This is a genomic window from Zunongwangia pacifica (assembly GCF_023499215.1).
Classification (GTDB): Bacteria; Bacteroidota; Bacteroidia; order Flavobacteriales; family Flavobacteriaceae; genus Zunongwangia; species Zunongwangia pacifica.
Genome location: NZ_JAKHSK010000029.1, coordinates 44,606 through 62,188, shown reverse-complemented (window position 1 = coordinate 62,188; position 17,583 = coordinate 44,606). Strand labels below are relative to the sequence as shown.

At 35.5% G+C, this 17,583-nt stretch carries 16 protein-coding genes and 1 pseudogene; 9 read left to right on the top strand and 8 right to left on the bottom strand.

Annotated features, from left to right (window positions below; genetic code table 11):
- The 4 genes from L1967_RS16870 to L1967_RS16855 all read left to right on the top strand — a co-directional run.
- On the top strand, positions 1-638 hold a 638-nt coding region (locus tag L1967_RS16870), incomplete at its 5' end, for a hypothetical protein (RefSeq protein ID WP_249602677.1).
- 313 nt (positions 639-951) lie between these two features.
- Positions 952-1,452, top strand: coding sequence for a hypothetical protein (locus L1967_RS16865; protein ID WP_249602676.1), 501 nt, complete (start codon positions 952-954; stop codon positions 1,450-1,452).
- 170 nt (positions 1,453-1,622) lie between these two features.
- On the top strand, positions 1,623-2,720 hold the full coding sequence (locus tag L1967_RS16860; RefSeq protein WP_249602675.1) for a serine hydrolase domain-containing protein: 1,098 nt from the start codon (positions 1,623-1,625) through the stop codon (positions 2,718-2,720).
- A gap of 417 nt (positions 2,721-3,137) precedes the next feature.
- Positions 3,138-3,587 carry a hypothetical protein gene (locus L1967_RS16855; protein ID WP_249602674.1) on the top strand — a complete coding sequence of 150 codons (450 nt, stop codon included), beginning with the start codon at positions 3,138-3,140 and terminating at the stop codon, positions 3,585-3,587.
- Between the two features lie 97 nt (positions 3,588-3,684).
- Here L1967_RS16855 and L1967_RS16850 read toward each other — a convergent pair whose 3' ends face one another.
- Positions 3,685-4,203, bottom strand: coding sequence for an IS110 family transposase (locus tag L1967_RS16850; RefSeq protein ID WP_249602673.1), 519 nt, complete (start codon positions 4,201-4,203; stop codon positions 3,685-3,687).
- 40 nt (positions 4,204-4,243) lie between these two features.
- Here L1967_RS16850 and L1967_RS16845 point away from each other — a divergent pair, with 40 nt between their 5' ends.
- Together L1967_RS16845 and L1967_RS16840 are read left to right on the top strand one after the other, a co-directional pair.
- The gene (locus L1967_RS16845) at positions 4,244-4,861 is read left to right on the top strand and encodes a hypothetical protein (RefSeq protein ID WP_249602672.1); all 618 of its coding nucleotides are present in this window, start codon (positions 4,244-4,246) and stop codon (positions 4,859-4,861) included.
- Between the two features lie 600 nt (positions 4,862-5,461).
- Positions 5,462-5,845, top strand: a complete 384-nt coding sequence (locus L1967_RS16840) for a hypothetical protein (RefSeq protein ID WP_249602671.1) — start codon at positions 5,462-5,464, stop codon at positions 5,843-5,845.
- A gap of 109 nt (positions 5,846-5,954) precedes the next feature.
- On the opposite strand, the gene L1967_RS16835 is transcribed toward L1967_RS16840, so the two are convergent.
- From L1967_RS16835 to L1967_RS16805, 7 genes and pseudogenes are all read right to left on the bottom strand, one after another.
- A complete protein-coding gene (locus tag L1967_RS16835; RefSeq protein ID WP_249602670.1) occupies positions 5,955-7,397 on the bottom strand; it encodes a type IV secretory system conjugative DNA transfer family protein in 1,443 nt (480 codons plus the stop codon).
- On the bottom strand, positions 7,394-8,428 hold the full coding sequence (gene mobB / locus L1967_RS16830) for a MobB family relaxase (RefSeq protein WP_249602669.1): 1,035 nt from the start codon (positions 8,426-8,428) through the stop codon (positions 7,394-7,396). The genes L1967_RS16835 and mobB overlap by 4 nt, the downstream gene beginning before the upstream one ends.
- On the bottom strand, positions 8,391-8,966 hold the full coding sequence (locus L1967_RS16825; protein ID WP_249602668.1) for a BfmA/BtgA family mobilization protein: 576 nt from the start codon (positions 8,964-8,966) through the stop codon (positions 8,391-8,393). The genes mobB and L1967_RS16825 overlap by 38 nt, the downstream gene beginning before the upstream one ends.
- Positions 8,967-9,355: 389 nt before the next feature.
- Complete coding sequence (locus tag L1967_RS16820; RefSeq protein ID WP_249602667.1) at positions 9,356-9,553, bottom strand: hypothetical protein; 198 nt, start codon at positions 9,551-9,553, stop codon at positions 9,356-9,358.
- Between the two features lie 10 nt (positions 9,554-9,563).
- A complete protein-coding gene (locus tag L1967_RS16815) occupies positions 9,564-10,007 on the bottom strand; it encodes a JAB domain-containing protein (protein WP_249602666.1) in 444 nt (147 codons plus the stop codon).
- A 153-nt stretch (positions 10,008-10,160) separates the two neighbouring features.
- On the bottom strand, positions 10,161-10,499 hold the full coding sequence (locus L1967_RS16810) for a single-stranded DNA-binding protein (protein ID WP_249602665.1): 339 nt from the start codon (positions 10,497-10,499) through the stop codon (positions 10,161-10,163).
- A gap of 962 nt (positions 10,500-11,461) precedes the next feature.
- Positions 11,462-11,780, bottom strand: a pseudogene (locus tag L1967_RS16805) (transposase); the annotation flags it as partial.
- Positions 11,781-12,252: 472 nt separating this feature from the next.
- Between L1967_RS16805 and L1967_RS16800 the strand changes: the two are divergent.
- The 3 genes from L1967_RS16800 (at position 12,253) to L1967_RS16790 (ending at position 17,582) form a co-directional block, all read left to right on the top strand.
- Positions 12,253-12,870 carry an RNA polymerase sigma factor gene (locus L1967_RS16800; RefSeq protein ID WP_249602664.1) on the top strand — a complete coding sequence of 206 codons (618 nt, stop codon included), beginning with the start codon at positions 12,253-12,255 and terminating at the stop codon, positions 12,868-12,870.
- A 118-nt stretch (positions 12,871-12,988) separates the two neighbouring features.
- A complete protein-coding gene (locus L1967_RS16795) occupies positions 12,989-14,152 on the top strand; it encodes a FecR family protein (RefSeq protein WP_249602663.1) in 1,164 nt (387 codons plus the stop codon).
- A gap of 67 nt (positions 14,153-14,219) precedes the next feature.
- Positions 14,220-17,582, top strand: a complete 3,363-nt coding sequence (locus tag L1967_RS16790) for a SusC/RagA family TonB-linked outer membrane protein (protein WP_249602662.1) — start codon at positions 14,220-14,222, stop codon at positions 17,580-17,582.
- Position 17,583: the final 1 nt, after the last annotated feature.

The window sequence follows — 17,583 nt, the reverse complement described above, 5'->3', positions numbered from 1 at the left end:
TTACAAATAGAATCGACTTTTTAGTGGCTCACTTTATCCCGGCTAAAGTGGCTCACGTTGACCCGGCCAAGGTGGTTCACTTTCATCCGGCCAGGGTGGTATACTATGACCGTTTTTTGCATGTTATCCGTACGTTACCTGCAATTATGAAAAAAATTCTGCTAACAATAATATTGACTTTTCAAATTGGGATTTTGATTGCTCAAAAAACTCAATCTGAATTAACGATTGGAACGTGGCGTTTTGAAAAAGAATGTGATTTAAGAACGGACAAAGAAAAATCTGAATTTGTGGAACCTGACGTTGACCCAATAGAAACTGAAAATGGAACTGGTTACGCTGACAGAACTTTTAAAGAAAACGGTGAATTTGAATTTTATTACAACTCAAGTCGCACGGATATCGGAAAATACCGAGTTAAAAATGACAAATTGATTATTGAGCGACGTCTACCTCAAGAAAAAGCGGAAAGCCGAAAAGAAGCAGTTGACTGGCATTTAAAGCGCAATCTAATGAGCAAGAAAAATGACGGATTTTATTATTTCAAACCACTTGAATTGGATCTAAAATCAATCTCTGAAAATCGAATTGAATTTGGAGTTGAAAAACGTTATACTATTTGGAAACGGATAAAATAACTGTGGGCAATAACTAAGCGTTCGTGTGGCCGGAACGGCCTAACATGAAGATCCTGGTGATTGGCAGTTATGCGGTAGTTTATTTTTGGTAAGCATTTTAATAGTAGCCGTTAGGTTAGGGAAGATTTGAGAGTAATCCGGGTTGAATTTTTACGGTTAATCTAATCTATAAAAGCTGCTGTAATGTATGAGTGTGGCACTATAAATGCTTTTAAAACAATTAAGAATACTGTAGATTAGTACTTTAACTAAAATGGATATGACAACTTGTTGTGCCATCCGTACGTTGTGAGCAAGCTTAAATAAAAAAATTATGATACAATTACTCTGGTCAATATTAAATATTACAATTCTCTTATTCTTCTTATACTTATTTGTTGGATTTCTATTTCAGGGAAAAAAGATATTTGAAGGTAAATTTAAAAGTCTTTCAATTGCCATATTGGTTTTAGGGGTATTTCATATTGTTTCTGCCAACGACACTGAAAAATTAGATCATTCGATAAATATCAATAATGATTATAATCCAGAAAACAATACGCTAATAAAAACAATTATATTAGAAGATAATTTGACAATGAAATTTAATTTATCCATTCTCTACTCAAATAGCAATGGAACTTTAATCCCTATAAAAGCGACAAGTTATTTATCAGGTTTATTATGCGGATATGATTGGAAAATAAAATCTGTAAATACCTCAAATAAGGATGGAAAACAAAAAAAGAAATTCACCGCTATTGGAACTCTAGAATGGAAACTATTCGGAATAAAAATTTATAGCCAAAGAAAATCTTTTAAAGGAAGAATCTAACAATAAGCCAGCTCACAACAGCAGTTCATCGCAAATAAGACGGGTATTGTGGAAAATTATAATTTTAGAAACCAGGAAATAAAATGGTAAGCCGACAAGTTCGTGTCCCTAATCCCGCAAAACTCTATATACTAGATCATTATATACAACTTTAAAAAGAAATTCAACTAATGAAATTTATCTATACAATTTTAATATTCCTAGGATCCTTTACAATTACTGCACAAGAAAATAAATCAAAAGTCATTGATACAATCCAAAACAAATTAAAAGAACTTAAAATACCTGGACTGCAAGTTGCAATTATCCATAATAATGAGATAGAAGTTTTAGAAAGTTTTGGATATGCTAACGTACCTTTTTCAATAAAGACAAACGATAGCACCATGTTTTCTATAAACTCAATTGCAAAAATTTTTGCTTCTACAGCTATAATGCAATTAGTAGAAAAAGACCAAATTAGTATTGATCAACCAATTGAAAACTACTTAGATAGTCTTCCTCAGAAATGGAATAGTATTACAATAAGACAATTATTAAGTCACACTTCTGGACTTCCAGAAATTGAGGATTCCGAAACAGAAGGTTTAATCGGTGGTAAAGGACAGGATTCCGCGTGGATAGCGGTTCAAAACCTTCCATTATTATCTCAACCAGGAGAAAAATTTAATTATAACGCGACCAATTATCTACTGATTCAAAAAATAATAGAAAAATATGGGAAATTACCATATGAAGAATTTCTTCAAAAGAATCAGTTTGACATTGTTGGTATGAATAATACCCATTTTGGACATTCTTTTGAAGTCAAAGAAAACCAAAGTCCAACCTATTGTTATTATTACTTAGATAAATCAATAGGAGATTATGTAAAGGGAAATACTCTTCTTGAAGTAAGCGAAACCTTTCCTACAATGCTAAGAGCTGATGCTGGAGCTTTTTCTACAGCATCTGATCTGGCAAAGTGGATCATTGGATTACAAAGCGGGGCGTTTTTAAAGAAAAATAACGTTAGACAAATGTGGAGCCCGGTTAAATTAAAAAATGGAACTTTTGGAGGGTTTGGAGGAATGTTAAATGCTTACGCACTCGGTTGGCCAGTAATAAAAAGAAAAGAACATACAGCTGTAGCTCCAATTGGTGGAGGACGTGCCTCTTTAAATATATATCCAGATGATCAACTATCCATTATATTACTAACCAATCTATCAGGTATACCTACATATGAAATAGTCGATGACATTGCTAAACTATATTTTGAGAAATAAAGCTGCAAATAATAACTAAGATTTGTATTCCCATTACGGCCAAACATGAAAATATTATAGACTAAACCGATGAATTTTTACTGGGATGACCTATTAGCCGCAAAGGTGTTGGTTTATTTTTTGGTGAATGTTTTAATAGTAGCCGTTAGGTCAGGGGAGAGGCGAGAGAATTACAGGTTGAGTTTTTAGGGGCATACCAATTTATAAAAGCTAATGGAATTTTAAATATGTAGCTGCAAATGCTTTTAAAACAATTAAAAATCATTTAGATTAGTTCTTTAACTAAAATGGGGATAAGACAACTTGTTGTGTTATCCGTACGTTGTGCTTAATTTTTGGATAATTTTAAATTGAATAAAACCTAATCAAACTGCTAGAATATAAATAATTCATTGTTCTAGCACAAAATATGAGATAATGATAATAGAATTAAAACGGCGACTAAATCAAAATGAAAAATTGAAAAAAGCTTATGACAAATTCGAATTATTAAAAAATGAAATTGAAAAAAAGCAGATTTCTGATGATGTTCTTATTGAAATCAATCGAGAAATTAAACGAATAAATAATTTTGACAAAGAGGATAAAAAACTAATTAAAACTATCGAAGTTAGTCATTCTAAAATTTTAAAAATGATAAACAAAAGATTAGGAATAACTACAAAAAATTATCATCAAAATAATTGGATGTCATCAGGAATGGCAATATTTGGATTACCAATTGGAATGGTGTGCTACATAGTGACAAAAAATCCAGCATTTATTCCTATTGGATTACCTATTGGGATGGCAATTGGATTAAGCATTGGAATATTAAAAGATAAAAAAGTAAAAAAACATAACAAGCAAATACAATTAGAAGAATAAAAAACTAAGCACAATAACTAAGATTCTGTGTTAAATTACAATGAATTTTGAGTTTTTTTTAGTTTATAAATTCATTAAATGTATTACACTTTATCGATTAAGGGTAGCATCCAAAATTTGGATCAAAGTTTGTTCTGTTTTTATAAAGGGTGTACATCAACTCCAAAAGTTTCCTTTGAATCGCGACCAGGGCTTTCATCTTAATTCCGTGTATTGCAACCAATCTTTCAAAACTTCCGTGGTATTTTGCAGAAAATCTCTTTGCTGATAGAGCGGGTAAATGGACAGCCTTTCTAAGATGCCTATTCCCTTTCTTAGATATCCTAGGCTTGCCTTTCACAGATGTTCCTGAGAGCTTTTCCTGGACATCAAGCCCTGCATAACTGGTAAGCTGCCTTTTATTCCTTATGAGCTCAAAACCGTTGGTCTCTCCTAGCACAATTGCTGCAGTCAATATACCTACCCCGGGAATAGAGGTCATATTGGATATTCTTTCACGGATTTCGATGTCCTGCTCAACCAATTGTTCAATATCATTTTTTACAGCAAGTTCTTGCATATCCAGCAGCTTTTTTCCAGGTAATTTTATATATATTGTAGGTAATTTAAGTAACAAACTTTTATTCTATTCGTCGAAATAAAAACGAAATGCAATAGTGAGTAGAATTAAAGAAAAAATATTACCTCAAATTTTCATCATTTATACAAGATATTTAATTGGTGGAACATTTGTTTTTGCTAGCCTAATAAAAATAAAAGGACACCGTTTTACTTCTGAAAGTGGAGAATTGAATCCTATAAATAGTGCTTGGCACTTTTTTGAAACTATGTACCAATCTGGATTGTATTGGCAATTCATTGGAATAACTCAATTAATTGCAGGATTCTTTCTTATGACACAAAAATTCTCAAAGCTTGGCGCATTGATTAGTCTTCCAATTATCTTAAATATCTTCATAATTACTCTATCTTATTATTTCGCCTATACGCCAGTTATTACTGGATTTATGTTGTTAGCAAACCTCTTGCTTATCATTTGGGAATGGAATGAGCTTAAAATTTTATTTAATTTAAATCCTAATTTTAATGAAAACGTAAGGTTAGAAAAAGATGTTCTTTGGCAAATTGTTGGATTAATTTTATTCGTTTTTACTTTTATTTACAGAGCATTGGTTGACAAATATAATCTTGGATTTTGGATGCTCACCTGTTTTTTTATTGGTTTTATTGGTCTAATGATTGGACTGTATAGAGAAAAGAAAAGAAAAAACTAACTACGATTCTGTGGCCAGTACGATCAACATGAAGATCATGTTTACTGCCACTTATGTGGTTTTTAATTTTTTGGAGAGCATTTTAATAGTAGCCGTTAGGCTAGGGGAGATATGAGAATAATCCAAGTTGAGTTTTTACGAGTAAACCAATCTATAAAAGCTACTGAAATTTATAGGTATGTAGCTATAAATGCTTTTATATCAATTAAAAATGCGGTAGATTAGTATTTTAACTAAAATGGATATATAGAGTTTTTTAGCAAAGAAACATCAGTTGTATGATATTCCAATGAATAGATGCACACCAATTTTTGAATTAAAAGTAGTACAGAAGAAAAGTATTAAGATCAAAGGCCTTAGCTAAACTGTGAAATGTGTTAACAATATAAGGTTTCTTTAGTAGCATTTGACTATGATTTATAACACTTCATTTGAATACTAAAATCATTATAAAATACAAAATAATGTTTCTAAAAATAGAATAAAGCAGAAGATCTTAAAGTGATGAAGATCATCCGATAGCCTACATTTCAATATTACTTTATTTGGAATTTATTTTTATTGGAATAATTCCTTTAATTTGGATGAAATTCCTAGTTAATGAAATTTTATATCGAAATGATGGAAAGTCCGCAAAATGGTCGAATTGAATATGACCATTACGGTGTGAAGTATGATTATTTTTTTATGGGAAGGGCGGTGATATCAGGTCAGATTCAAAACATACGAGAACAACCAAAGCCTCGATTCTCAGATCTTTTACTATATATTGAAATTATAGATTATCGGGATCAAAAATATATCAGAAAGGAGAGGTGCAGGCTATTAAGGGTTGAAGTAAAATCTCATATTGAGGAGCGGCTAAAAAATTTTATGAGGGATCTTGATATTTCTCCGGTATTTATTCGTGGATTGCTTCGCGATTTTGAAGTAACCTCTACAAAATGCAAAGCCTGGGATGAATTTGAATTTGACCGTTATTAAGCAGCTCATTTAATCAACTATCTTTAGGGTGGCACTCTGAAATTAACGAATAGTTATTATTTTTTAAATAACTTAAATAGGAGAAAAAACACTATTTACCTTTAGTACGTTAATATTTCATAATCTTTTTAATATCACTATAAATCTGCTGCTGGTTAAACAGTAAATCACTATCCGTAATATTCAAGGCAAAGCATGGTATTTCTTTTGTAATTTTTGGCAGTCTAAACCGCACCTTTTTATCCTTTCCATCGGCAAAGGCAACGAATTCCCCTTCTTTGAGTCTAAAAAAAGCATCAGCCCTTCGTTTGGAGATTTCTTTTTCTCCTTTGGTAATCCGGCTCTCATAACTAAGACCACTGCTTTTACTGACGCTTTTTGTCGGGGTCTTGATAATTTCAAAAAAGCGTTCGTAGTATTTAGCCGTATCGGGATCATTCACCTTCCCAAAAAACTGGTAGGAGAGGTTGCTTAGGATCGCTTTGCTGGCTTTATCCCCATATAGCATATCGTTCTGTAGCTTGTCCTGCATCACATAGACGGTAGAAATATCATAACTTCGTAATGTTGCCGGAATACGGTGCATATTGGGCAGTTTTAAGGTCGGTGCTTCTTCCATCAATAAAAAAGAGGATTCCCGATGACGGATACTCATCTGTTTGATAATGGTATGCATTATCATAGCAATGACAGGAGAATAGGCCCCATCGTATTTTGGATGGTTGACCAAGGCGATCACCGCCGGATGTTCCGGGTGGTTGATATCCAAAGGCACTTCATCTTTAGAGAGTACATAGAACAGTTTTTGTGAGCTGATCTTTTTAAAAGCATTGGCCAGGGTGCTTTTCACTCCGGCGGTCTGTTTTTCTGATTCGATCCCATTGATAAAGGCACTGGCCATACTGCGCGCCGTAAGATCTGATTGTAAAAAGGCGACCAGTTTTTTAGTACTGACCACTTGAAACAGGGCAATAATGTGGGGCAGGGTGCAGCAATCAGGATAAGTGGTTTTCATCTTCCAGATCATCCCGCTCAATAATCCTTCCACGGCATCCGAAAAAAACTTATTACTACCGGTATTTGCCGATAGGTTTTGTTCCAACAGGTTTTCCATCAATACCCGGGACACCTCATTCACACTTTCCTCATTGGGCAGGTATTTTGGGGCAATAGGGTTGACCCGATAATGGACCTGATCAAAAGCGATGGTGTAGAATTTTAGGTTTTTATTTTTGAATAGGGGGTAGGCCATTTCCGTGAGTTCAAAATCCTTATAATCGTGGATCACCCCACAAAAACCATATTCACTAAAATGCTGCAAGAAGTTATAGATGACACTTTCGGTTTTTCCACTTCCTGCCGATCCGATGATGGAGGCACCCCGGCGGATATTATCCGCTTTAAATTTTCCGTTACTCAACTGAAAACGCACCTGGTATTTTTTATCCTTTGGTGCTTTGCGTTCCGCGAAAAACAGTCCGTATACCACCGCACCCAGGAACAAAGCCGGGACGATGATATAAAGGGTAATATGTTCCCATTGCCAGTTCATATCCCGATCGATCCTGATTCAATAGCTTTACTCACCCCTTTTTTCAATTGATTCAGCGCTTTTATGGCCAACTGAAACTTATTAGTAGGAATACTTAATACCGCGGTATTCACTGCTGATTGCTGTAATAATTTAAACGCCATTGCCTTTTCATTGGCCGGGAGTTTGGTAATGTTAGCAAAATACAATTTCGGATCTTTAAGAAACGTTTTTCGGGCGGTATAGCTTTCCACATAATTTCGTTTATACTGGAATAGTTGATCAAAGGTTTTTTCTGAATTTTTGATAAAAGCATTGCGGTCAAAGCCCCTTTTTACGATCTTGCCGTGCATTTGCACTTCCGAGGCTTTGTGCTTACTTCCCGGGGAAAGACTGTACCGGTTGGAGGCATCCTTTCGGCTCACAATCATATGGATATGGCTTTGCGGTCCCGGTTTGGCCATTCCCCGCACGATCCGTTTTCCGTTCAATTGATGGGGTGCTGCTGCTTCCAGCCGTTGGATTTCTTTTTGAAGTGTCTTAATATTCCCAACGCGCTCCCCCCGGTTGATACTTCGGATATCATTTTTCAACGCCAAAATCTTCGTTGCATAGGGCTGATTTTCCCGCACCTGCTTATCGGTCCCTTTAAACGTGCGCTGGCGTTCTACCTTGGCGTAATATTTAATATCCGTAATAGCCACCGGGCGACCATCGATTTCCCGGTGAAAAGCCCTGGCGTATTCCTTCATTGCTTCCCGGGTATAGCGTTTGAGGGCTTCCGGGGAATCCTGAATGCTTTTAAGTTCCCGGCCACTTGGATTTAAGGTAATCGAATAAAACTTGGGTTCTTTATTCTTAAGTTTGGCCGTATTGCTATCGATTTCCCGGATGACTTCTTCGGCAGTTATTTCATCGTGCTGCTGATCAAAAAAATGCTCCAGTTCGGGAAGTGGTTTGCCTTCATTTTCCTTTTCCAGGTAATCCACAAAATCGGCAGCACTTTGCGCATAATTACCCTGCACTTTCTGAGCGGTGATGGTGATGTACATTGTCGAGTTCTTTTTGAAGTTCTTCTAATTCTTCTGTATTCATATTCAGCTTGTAATATCCCTTCCCAAAAGTTCCTTTCACATAGGTTAAATGTTCCAGTAGGTTTTTCGTGTTATTTCGGTAGGTGCTCAGTTCTTGTAGCATCTGGTCATAGCGTTTTTTGTAATGCTCTAGTTCGGTATCTCTTGAAAAAGGTTCTGGCGTTCCAAAATCAAACTGTTCCGCTTCTTTTTCTTCCTCGTCTACTTTGTTTATTTCCTGAAATAAGGTGTCCAGCATCGCCTTGGTCGGCAGGGTCTGTTGCTTTTCAATATTCCGTACAATGGCAATCAGAGCATTGATCCTTTTTTTGGTCGCATCCGTTTTTACGCCAAGATTGTCATTTGGGTCAAGATTATTCCATTTGAAGAAGTTCAACATTGCCTCGAGGGTTTCCGAATGCGATTTGGAAATATCTTTGGAAAATGCCCTAAAACGCTCGGCAATATCTTTTTTGATATTGATCCCTGAAAAGCCGTATGTTGAAAATTTCTTCATTTTTGCTGCAAAAAAATGCCTGTTTACAATGGGTTCCAGAGGTTTTGCTGCAAAGTCCTGAAAATCAGTATAATTGAAATATATTTAAACTACTGGTTATTAGTTATTTACATAGAAATTGACAGCCGAGACACCGATTTGCGTGTCACCCTCTTGCTCTTCCAATTTCCGTCCCGCAGGGGCCCAAATTTCCAGACATTCTCACCAATCCCTATAGCTGTCGGGAGAATGCCTTTATTAGTTTATGGATTGGTCATTTAAGGAAAGTCAAATCAAAAAATGTAATGACCAAAGTGTTATTAATCAATAATCTAAAGGTACGATTTAAACGAAATAAACAAAAGAACAAGCCCTCATTTAATAAGGGCTTATTTGGTGTTGTTTAATGGTTACATATTGAATACAAAATCATAATTGTATAGATTTCGTATGGCTTCCTCTTCCAACAAGGTATCGTAATTGACCTCCTGTTGTCGGGCATAGTTCTTTAATTGCTTTCCGAAACGATTTTCAATTTCTTTTTTAGACATCAAAAGCAAACGTTCCTGTGTTTCCTTATCTAGGTTGGTATAATTCAAATAGATCATGATACCAATCTTAAAGGAGACCTTCATCGGCAAAACTCAGATAATTACCTTCTCCAGTCATAATGATATGATCGAGTAATTTAATGTCTAGAAAATCACAGGCTTTCTGAATCTTTGAGGTCAGGTTTTTATCATGATGACTGGCCTCTAATTTCCCAGAGGGATGATTGTGGCAAACAATGATGGCCGTGGATAAGCTTTTAAGGATCAGCGCGAACATAATTCGTAAATCTACTAAGGTCATGGTAATTCCTCCAGAAGAAATCTGACAAATTCCTTTTACGATATTGGAGTTATTCAGTAACATTACTTTAAAACATTCCTGTAACTGAATTTCGTTTTTATCCCAATTTTGATAATACAGGTTGGCAGCATCTTGAGAACAACAGATTTTTGGACATTTAGAAATGTTGATGCGTTCTTTGTAGCATAATTTTATTTGATTAACTTTCATAATAATAAGGTTTAAATTAGGGGGTGTTAATTCTATTCGGTTACGCCCCTTTTTAATTCAATTTTCACTAGATTTATAAGGCCTAAACTTTAGGCTAAGATCATCTCAAAAAAACAAGGAAGCGAAAGGATTTTCGCTCCTTGTTTACCATTTTTAATCGTTACCACCTAATAGTAGGATTTCAGAAGCTAGCACTTCGGTAACATATCTTTTTACTCCTTCTTTATCCTCATAGGAACGAGAAGTTAATTTTCCCTCTACGGCAATTTCTTTGCCTTTGCTTACATAATTTTCAATGATTTCAGCAGTCTTTCCCCAAGCCACTACGGTATGCCAGGAAGTCGCCTGTACCTTTTCGCCTTTATTGTTTTTGTAGTGCTCATTGGTCGCCAATGATAAGCGGGCTACTTTTTTGCCGTTATCAAGGTTGGTGGTGCTAGGTTCTTGACCTACGTTTCCGATTAACTGTACTTTGTTTCTTAGATTACTCATAATTAAAAGTTTTAGAGGTCTGCCTTTAAAGACAGACGGTTACACATTGATTAAAAAATTGATTTACTTATTATATCCGGTAGCGTTTTTCCCTGCCACGGCAGGCAAGCTTTTTTGATTTTTTTAGTTTCCTTCCGGATTGATATGTTATTGATGATTTCATAATAATCTGTTTTGATTTACTTCCCATAGCGCCGTATAGCTGTTATCTTTTTTTGATGCTTACACGATTTCAATATTTTGGATTGATAAGGACTTATAAAAGCGAGTAGGGGAGCGGCTTATGCAGTGCGGTTCAACTCCAAAATGTTGGTGTTTTGCGACCAAAAAAAGAATAACTGTACGGCGTGGTAGGGAATCAAAAACCTAAAATGAAGAATCGGTAAGCTTCAGGAAGGGAAACTAAATGCAAGAATGGAAATTTGATGAAGCAGAGATAAGCCAAGTATGTTATGTAGATATGCCATCTCTTACTTATATATGATTATTCTATTTAACTACGCTGATGAAATTGAACCTGCAATAACCATGGACCGTTTCAATTTGATATTTAACCAAATTGATACAGTAAAAATAGAAGTAAGTTTCTTATGAAGTAATTGTTAATCTTTATTTTATTATTGCAACCGTAAAAAACGCAATACAACAAGCAGTATAATTAATAAGGGGGGATAGTGGTTTGCAAGGCATATTAGCCCACTTTAGGAAGAACTGAGCTTAAAGACAAGTAAAATCCTATAATTTTTCTTTTAAAAAAACCTGTTTTTTTACTTATCCTATGGTGATGCAAAATCATTAGAAGCAAAAAAAAACATATCGTTACCGGTATCGACGGCAACAAATGGATTGTAAAGGAACGGGAAAAAACGGGAAAGCTTTTTAAAGTGCCTATGCGCTCTTTATGGGGATAATAAAAAACGCTTGTATGCAGCAGTGTTAGTCATGCACAACGGTTGATGGAAAATATTATATTCCATACGAATATTGCTGACCATCACCCGTTTTCGAGACGGTCTCAGAACTTTTTTTCAGTACTTCCTGAAGGATTTGTTTGTCTAAGCTCAAATCAGCTACCAACTTCTTAAGTTGGGCATTCTCCTCTTCCAGATTTTTGAGTCTTCTCAGTTCGGAGACACCTAGACCACCGTATTTTTTCTTCCAGTTGTAGAACGTGGCTTCACTGATGCCCATCTTGCGGCAGACCTCGGAAAGATGTGTTCCGGTCCCAACCTGTTTAATCGCAAATACAATCTGCGACTCGGTATATTTTGATCGTTTCATAAGCAAATAATCTATTTAAAGTTAAACATTTATTTGCCCGAAATCCTTTAGTCTTTATCAGTCCGATTTAATGGGAGGAGGTCAAGGGGAAGTGCTGCTCTCCCGTTATGAATGCTATCAAATAACCCGTGGACGACTGAAACTCCATGCACGAACAACCGAATGCAACGGAACTGGAAGAGCGGTACGGTATGCGTGTTCGCAGCCTAATGCTGGATTAACCTGATAGCATTCGATAAAAATAGTGAAGGTAAACTTTCAGAGTTAAAAGAAAACAACTTTCGATTTTAATACTTTTAGGGAATAATCAGAAATTAAGGATAAAACAATGCAATTAATCTTTAAGTAATATGCTGTTCTGTTTGAAAATTATTCAATTTTTAGACAAAAAAAATCATATTCAATAAATTATAGCGGAATCATTCGCTTTAGTGCGGCCCCACTTTATGAAAATTAGTAATATTGAAAAGTTTTGGCTATAAAGAAAGAACAAATGAACTATGATGCTAAAGGGGACAATAAATTTTTAGTTTCCCAACTGAAAAAGGGAAATGAAAAAGCTTTTAATAGATTATATGATAAATATCTATTGGATGTATACCATTTTTCCCTGAGTTTACTGAAATCAAAAGATCATGCCATGGAAGTTGTTCAGGAGGTCTTTCTGAAAATATGGATCACTCGTGATGCCTTAGACGAAAATAAAAACTTTAAATCTTTTCTTCTCACCATTACTAAAAATCTTTCTTTAAATATCTTAAATAAAGCAACTACCGATTTAAATTTTAGAAATAAAATCTACGATAATTTAGAAACGCAAAGAAGTACTACCAATGAATATATACTTAGTAAGGAATATGAAGAGCTGAAGAATAAAGCAATTGCTGAATTACCCGCCGGACGAAAAAAAGTATTCTTATTGTCCAGAGAAGAAGGGAAATCGTATCAGGAAATTAGTGAGGAATTGGATATATCTATTAATACTGTAAAAACTCACATTAAAAAAGCACTCGAAGGGATAAGGGAATATTTTTCAAAAAACACCGATATAGACCTTATTTTTTTACTTTTTTTTATATTTTTTAAGTAATTAAGTATTTGATAAATAGTTGTTTAGTATATTTTTTTTGATTTTTTTTAAAAAATTACACCTTTCCGGATCACCCTTATCTCCTTTTCAATTGTATTATTAATGAAGCTGTTAAGAAATGAATAAGAACGCAAGGTTTACATATCTATTAGAAAAATATCTCAATAATTCCTGCTCAAGGGAAGAGTTTGATGAATTTTTTGAATTACTCAAAGATCCTGTTTACGCAAATTATCTGAAGGAATCAGCTCTTTCCGATCATCTCCTTGAAGAAGAAAGAAATAATGATATTTCAAAAGAAGCATCAGAAATAGTTTTTCAAAATATTCTGAAACGTGCCCATCAGGAGAAAGTTTCCAGACAACGATGGACGCAGCGTAAAATTTTAAGTGCCGCCGCTATTTTTATAGGTTTACTTATAGGGGGCAGTCTGTGGAATCAATGGAGGAATGAGAATAATACCAGCGATAGCTTTTCATCCGATCATGTTATTTTAGAGCAGCATGATGGCAATCAATTAATATTGGATACGCTGAAATCAACTAAGATCGTTTCAGCTGCAGGTGATACGATTAGGATCACACAGGGGAATTTAATCCGATATGATACAAATTCGAAAATTTTAGGAAATAATACTATTCGCGTGCCATATGGCAAAACTTTTCAGGTAGCCCTTTCTGACGGTTCCATTGTTCATCTGAATTCTGGTTCATCCTTAACCTATCCGATAAACTTTTCTGAATCTCGAGAAAGAAAGGTAGAACTTCAAGGCGAAGCCTTTTTTGATATCGCCCATGATATACAAAAGCCTTTTATAGTGAAAACCAATGAACTGAACGTACAGGTTCTGGGGACGAAATTTAATATTAACGCTTATCAGGAAAATACGGATATCGCTGTAGCCTTATTAGAAGGTGCTGTAAAAATGTATGATCAAAAGGATAATACTGGTAAATATGCTAAGATTTTAAGTCCTGGATTTGTTGGAAATTATAACAGAGCGGATAGTGCAATTCAAACGGAAGAGGCTAATGTACAGCATTTTGTGGCCTGGAGGTTTGATAATCTTGTGTATAGGAATGTGGAGGTCAAAGACTTATTGACAAAGTTAGAGCGTCATTTTAACATACAAATTGATAATGAGTATAAGGAAATGGAAAGTAAAACGCTAAATGCAAATTTTGGAGATCAGCCTATAGAAGAGGTTATGAAATATTTAAGTGAAATCTATGGATTTAAATATACCATTAATAATAAACGGGTGACAATTAAAGAAAAATAGGGAATGGTGGCTCATTCCCTATTGGTTAAATGCTTGTAACAAGCAATAAATAATAAAAATTAAAAATATGAAAAAATCTCTACTTTCTAAAGTAGATTGGACGACTATTGTTCAAATTCTTGCTAAAATAGTTGGTGTTTTTTTACTGGTATTTTCTTTTTTGGCCAGTAATCACGCTTACGCTAAAGAACTGCAAAATCAATTCATAACCATCAAAGCCAAACAAATCAGTATTCAGGATTTGTTTGATAGAATTGAAAAGCAAACTGATTACCGCTTCGTATATAGCATCGAAGATATTGATATTGGAAGAAAGGTAAATCTCAATGTTAAAGATATCGATATCATTAGCTTACTCAAGAAAGTAATCTCTACCGATAATGTTGTTTTCAAAAGAATCAAAAATCAAATTATTATACGAAAAAAAACAGCACAGGATGATCAGGCTTCTTCCAGTAGCAATTTGATACAGCAGCAAAAAAATGTGAAGGGGGTAGTGAGAGGTGAGGAAAATTTTTTGCTCCCCGGGGTTAATGTTATTATTAAGGGAAGCAGCCGGGGTACCATTACGAATATGGATGGGGAGTTTAATATAAGGACCATCCCGAGTGATACCCTTATTTTTAGTTTCGTTGGCTATAAGGAACAACAAATACCCGTGGGGAGTAAGTCTGAATTTGATGTGCGAATGAAGCTAGGTTCGCAATTGTCAGAAGTAATTATTACCAGTAGTTATGGAACAAAGGTTAAAAAGGAAAATGAAGTTAGTAGTAGTTTTACCGTGGATGCCGAACAACTTAAAAGTTTACCGCAACAAAGAGTGGACAAATTATTGGATGGTATAGTACCGGGACTGCAATATAGTCCGCAAAGCCAAAGCGCCACAAGTACTCGTTCCAGATATTCGGTTACGATTCGGGGAGAAGCTTCCATGAGTGCTTCCAACGAGCCCTTATGGATCGTTGATGGAACCAGAATGCATACTGGAGGAACAACGAATATGATAACGGGCCTAAATACAAGTGTAAGCCCGCTATCTTATATTAATCCTCAGGATATTAAAAGTATAAAAGTATTAAAAGATGCCGCAGCAACTTCTATCTATGGAGCGGATGGAGCCAATGGGGTTATCTTGATTACTACAAAAAGCGGTGCCAAAGGTAAACCATATTTTGATGTATCGCTTCGAAGAGGCCAATCAATTATAAACGATGGCACTCGTTTTAAGGTTCTTGATGGTGAGCAATATATGAAACTGGCCCGGGAAGCTTATCAGAACGCGGGAAATGATATGCGCTATTTTCCTTTTACCGATAATCAGATAAATACCTATAGCGATACAGATACAGACTGGTATGATACTTTTTATGATATAGGTAGTCATTCGGTTGTAAATGTGTCTGCGGGAGGAGGAAGTGAAAGAGGTACCTATTTTATTTCCGGTTCTTATTTTGATGAAAAAAGCACAGTTATAGGTAATGAAACCCAACGTTTTGCTTTACGTACCCGTAATACTGCTCAGATTACTTCTAAGATGGATATAGATCTTTCTTTGTCAGCTTCCTATAACCTGAACCAAATATTTAATCCAGGATCTGATTACTATGAAAATTTACCTATTATATCTCCCTATAATCCTGATGGGACCTTTAGGCAATATTATAAGGTTATTGAAGGTAGTAACCCTGATGGTTCTCCAAGATGGGTAGATAAGAGATTTTTTAATTCGTTAGCAGAACGGGAACAAAATGATAATAATCAAAAAGCATTTGCTTTTCAGGGGAATTTTAAATTTTCTTATAGTCCAATTGAAGAAGTACAATATACGGGGCAGTTTGGGGCAGACTATCAGGGTAACACCGAAGAAATCTATTATTCCATAAAAAACTGGTCAGGTAAAGATACGGAAGGAAACCCGCTTGGAACCGCTTATAGCAATCAATCCAATTTTCTGAATTGGACCATGATCCATCGACTTAATTTTAATAAGCAGTTAAAGAAACATCATATTAGCGGTGTTATAGGCCTGGAAATGAATTCCTCGGAGAATAACTTGACAGGGGCAAGAGGGACCGGTTTTGTGAATGACCACCTAAGAAGGGTGTCATTGGCACAAGATCGTTTCGGTTCGGGTAATTATTATGAGCGTAATAGTCTTTCTTATCTGGGGCAGGTATCTTATAGTTACAATGATCGCTATAATGCGAGTCTGAGCTTTAGAAGAGACGGGAATTCTAATTTTGGAAAGAATGTGCGTTGGGCCGAGTTTGCGTCGGCGGGGGTTTCCTGGAATATTCATAAAGAAGAATTCTTTGAAAGTGAGACCATAGATTTTTTAAAATTAAAGGCCAGTTATGGAACCAATGGGAACAGTAGAATCGGTTCGCAGGAAGCTAATGGGGTTTACAGCATTGGGGATAGCTATTACTATAATGGTCAGCCCGGAGCGAGCATGATCAAAGCGGCTAATCCTAACTTAAGCTGGGAAACTACTTACATGACCAATCTGGGAATCGATATTATGCTCTTTGATCAGCGCGTTAATCTGTCACTCGAAGGATACCGAAATAAAACCGTCGATTTATTAAGTGAACTTGATGTTAGTAGAACAACCGGAGTATTAAGAATTTATAGAAATATTGGTGCTATTGAGAATAAAGGGATAGAGGCAACGCTGCGGACTCAGAATATTAGAACGGACAAATTTACATGGAATACCACCCTTATCGCTTCGAGAAATGAAAATAAAATTCTGGAACTATATAATGATATTCCTAAAAATAATGACATAACCAGGTGGGAGGAAGGAGCCGATATTAATACATTCTACCTGATTCGATGGGCAGGTGTTGATCCTAGGGATGGCTATCCACTGTGGTATGATACGCAGGGAAATGTTACCCGACAATACAGTGCCGATAATAGAGTCAAGTATAAAAGTTCAACCCCTGATCTCTATGGAAGTCTTAGAAATACGTTCAATTATAAAGCCTTCAGTTTATCTGTTCTTGCCTCTTATACTATTGGAGGATATGCTTTCAGCCCATTTGGAAGGGATGTGAATTCCGATGGACTCAACATTATGGATGGGAACCAGTCCATTGATCAATTGGACAGATGGCAGCAAGCAGGAGATGTGGTATCGGTTCCGAAATTACAATGGGGGGTAAGTACACGGTCGGTGATGAATTCAACGAGATATTTATTTAATAAAACCCATATAAGAATTCAAAATGTGTCCCTTAATTATATGCTGCCAAATCATATAACCGATCAAATGGGAGTTCAGCAATTTGCACTTTCGTTAATCGGAGATAATTTGGGAGTGTGGACTCCTTATGACAATAAAAATAAAAATTCTTATCGAAATAACATGAGTGGTTATCCTATGGAAACCATGATTTCTTTAGGAGCAAATATTCAATTCTAAA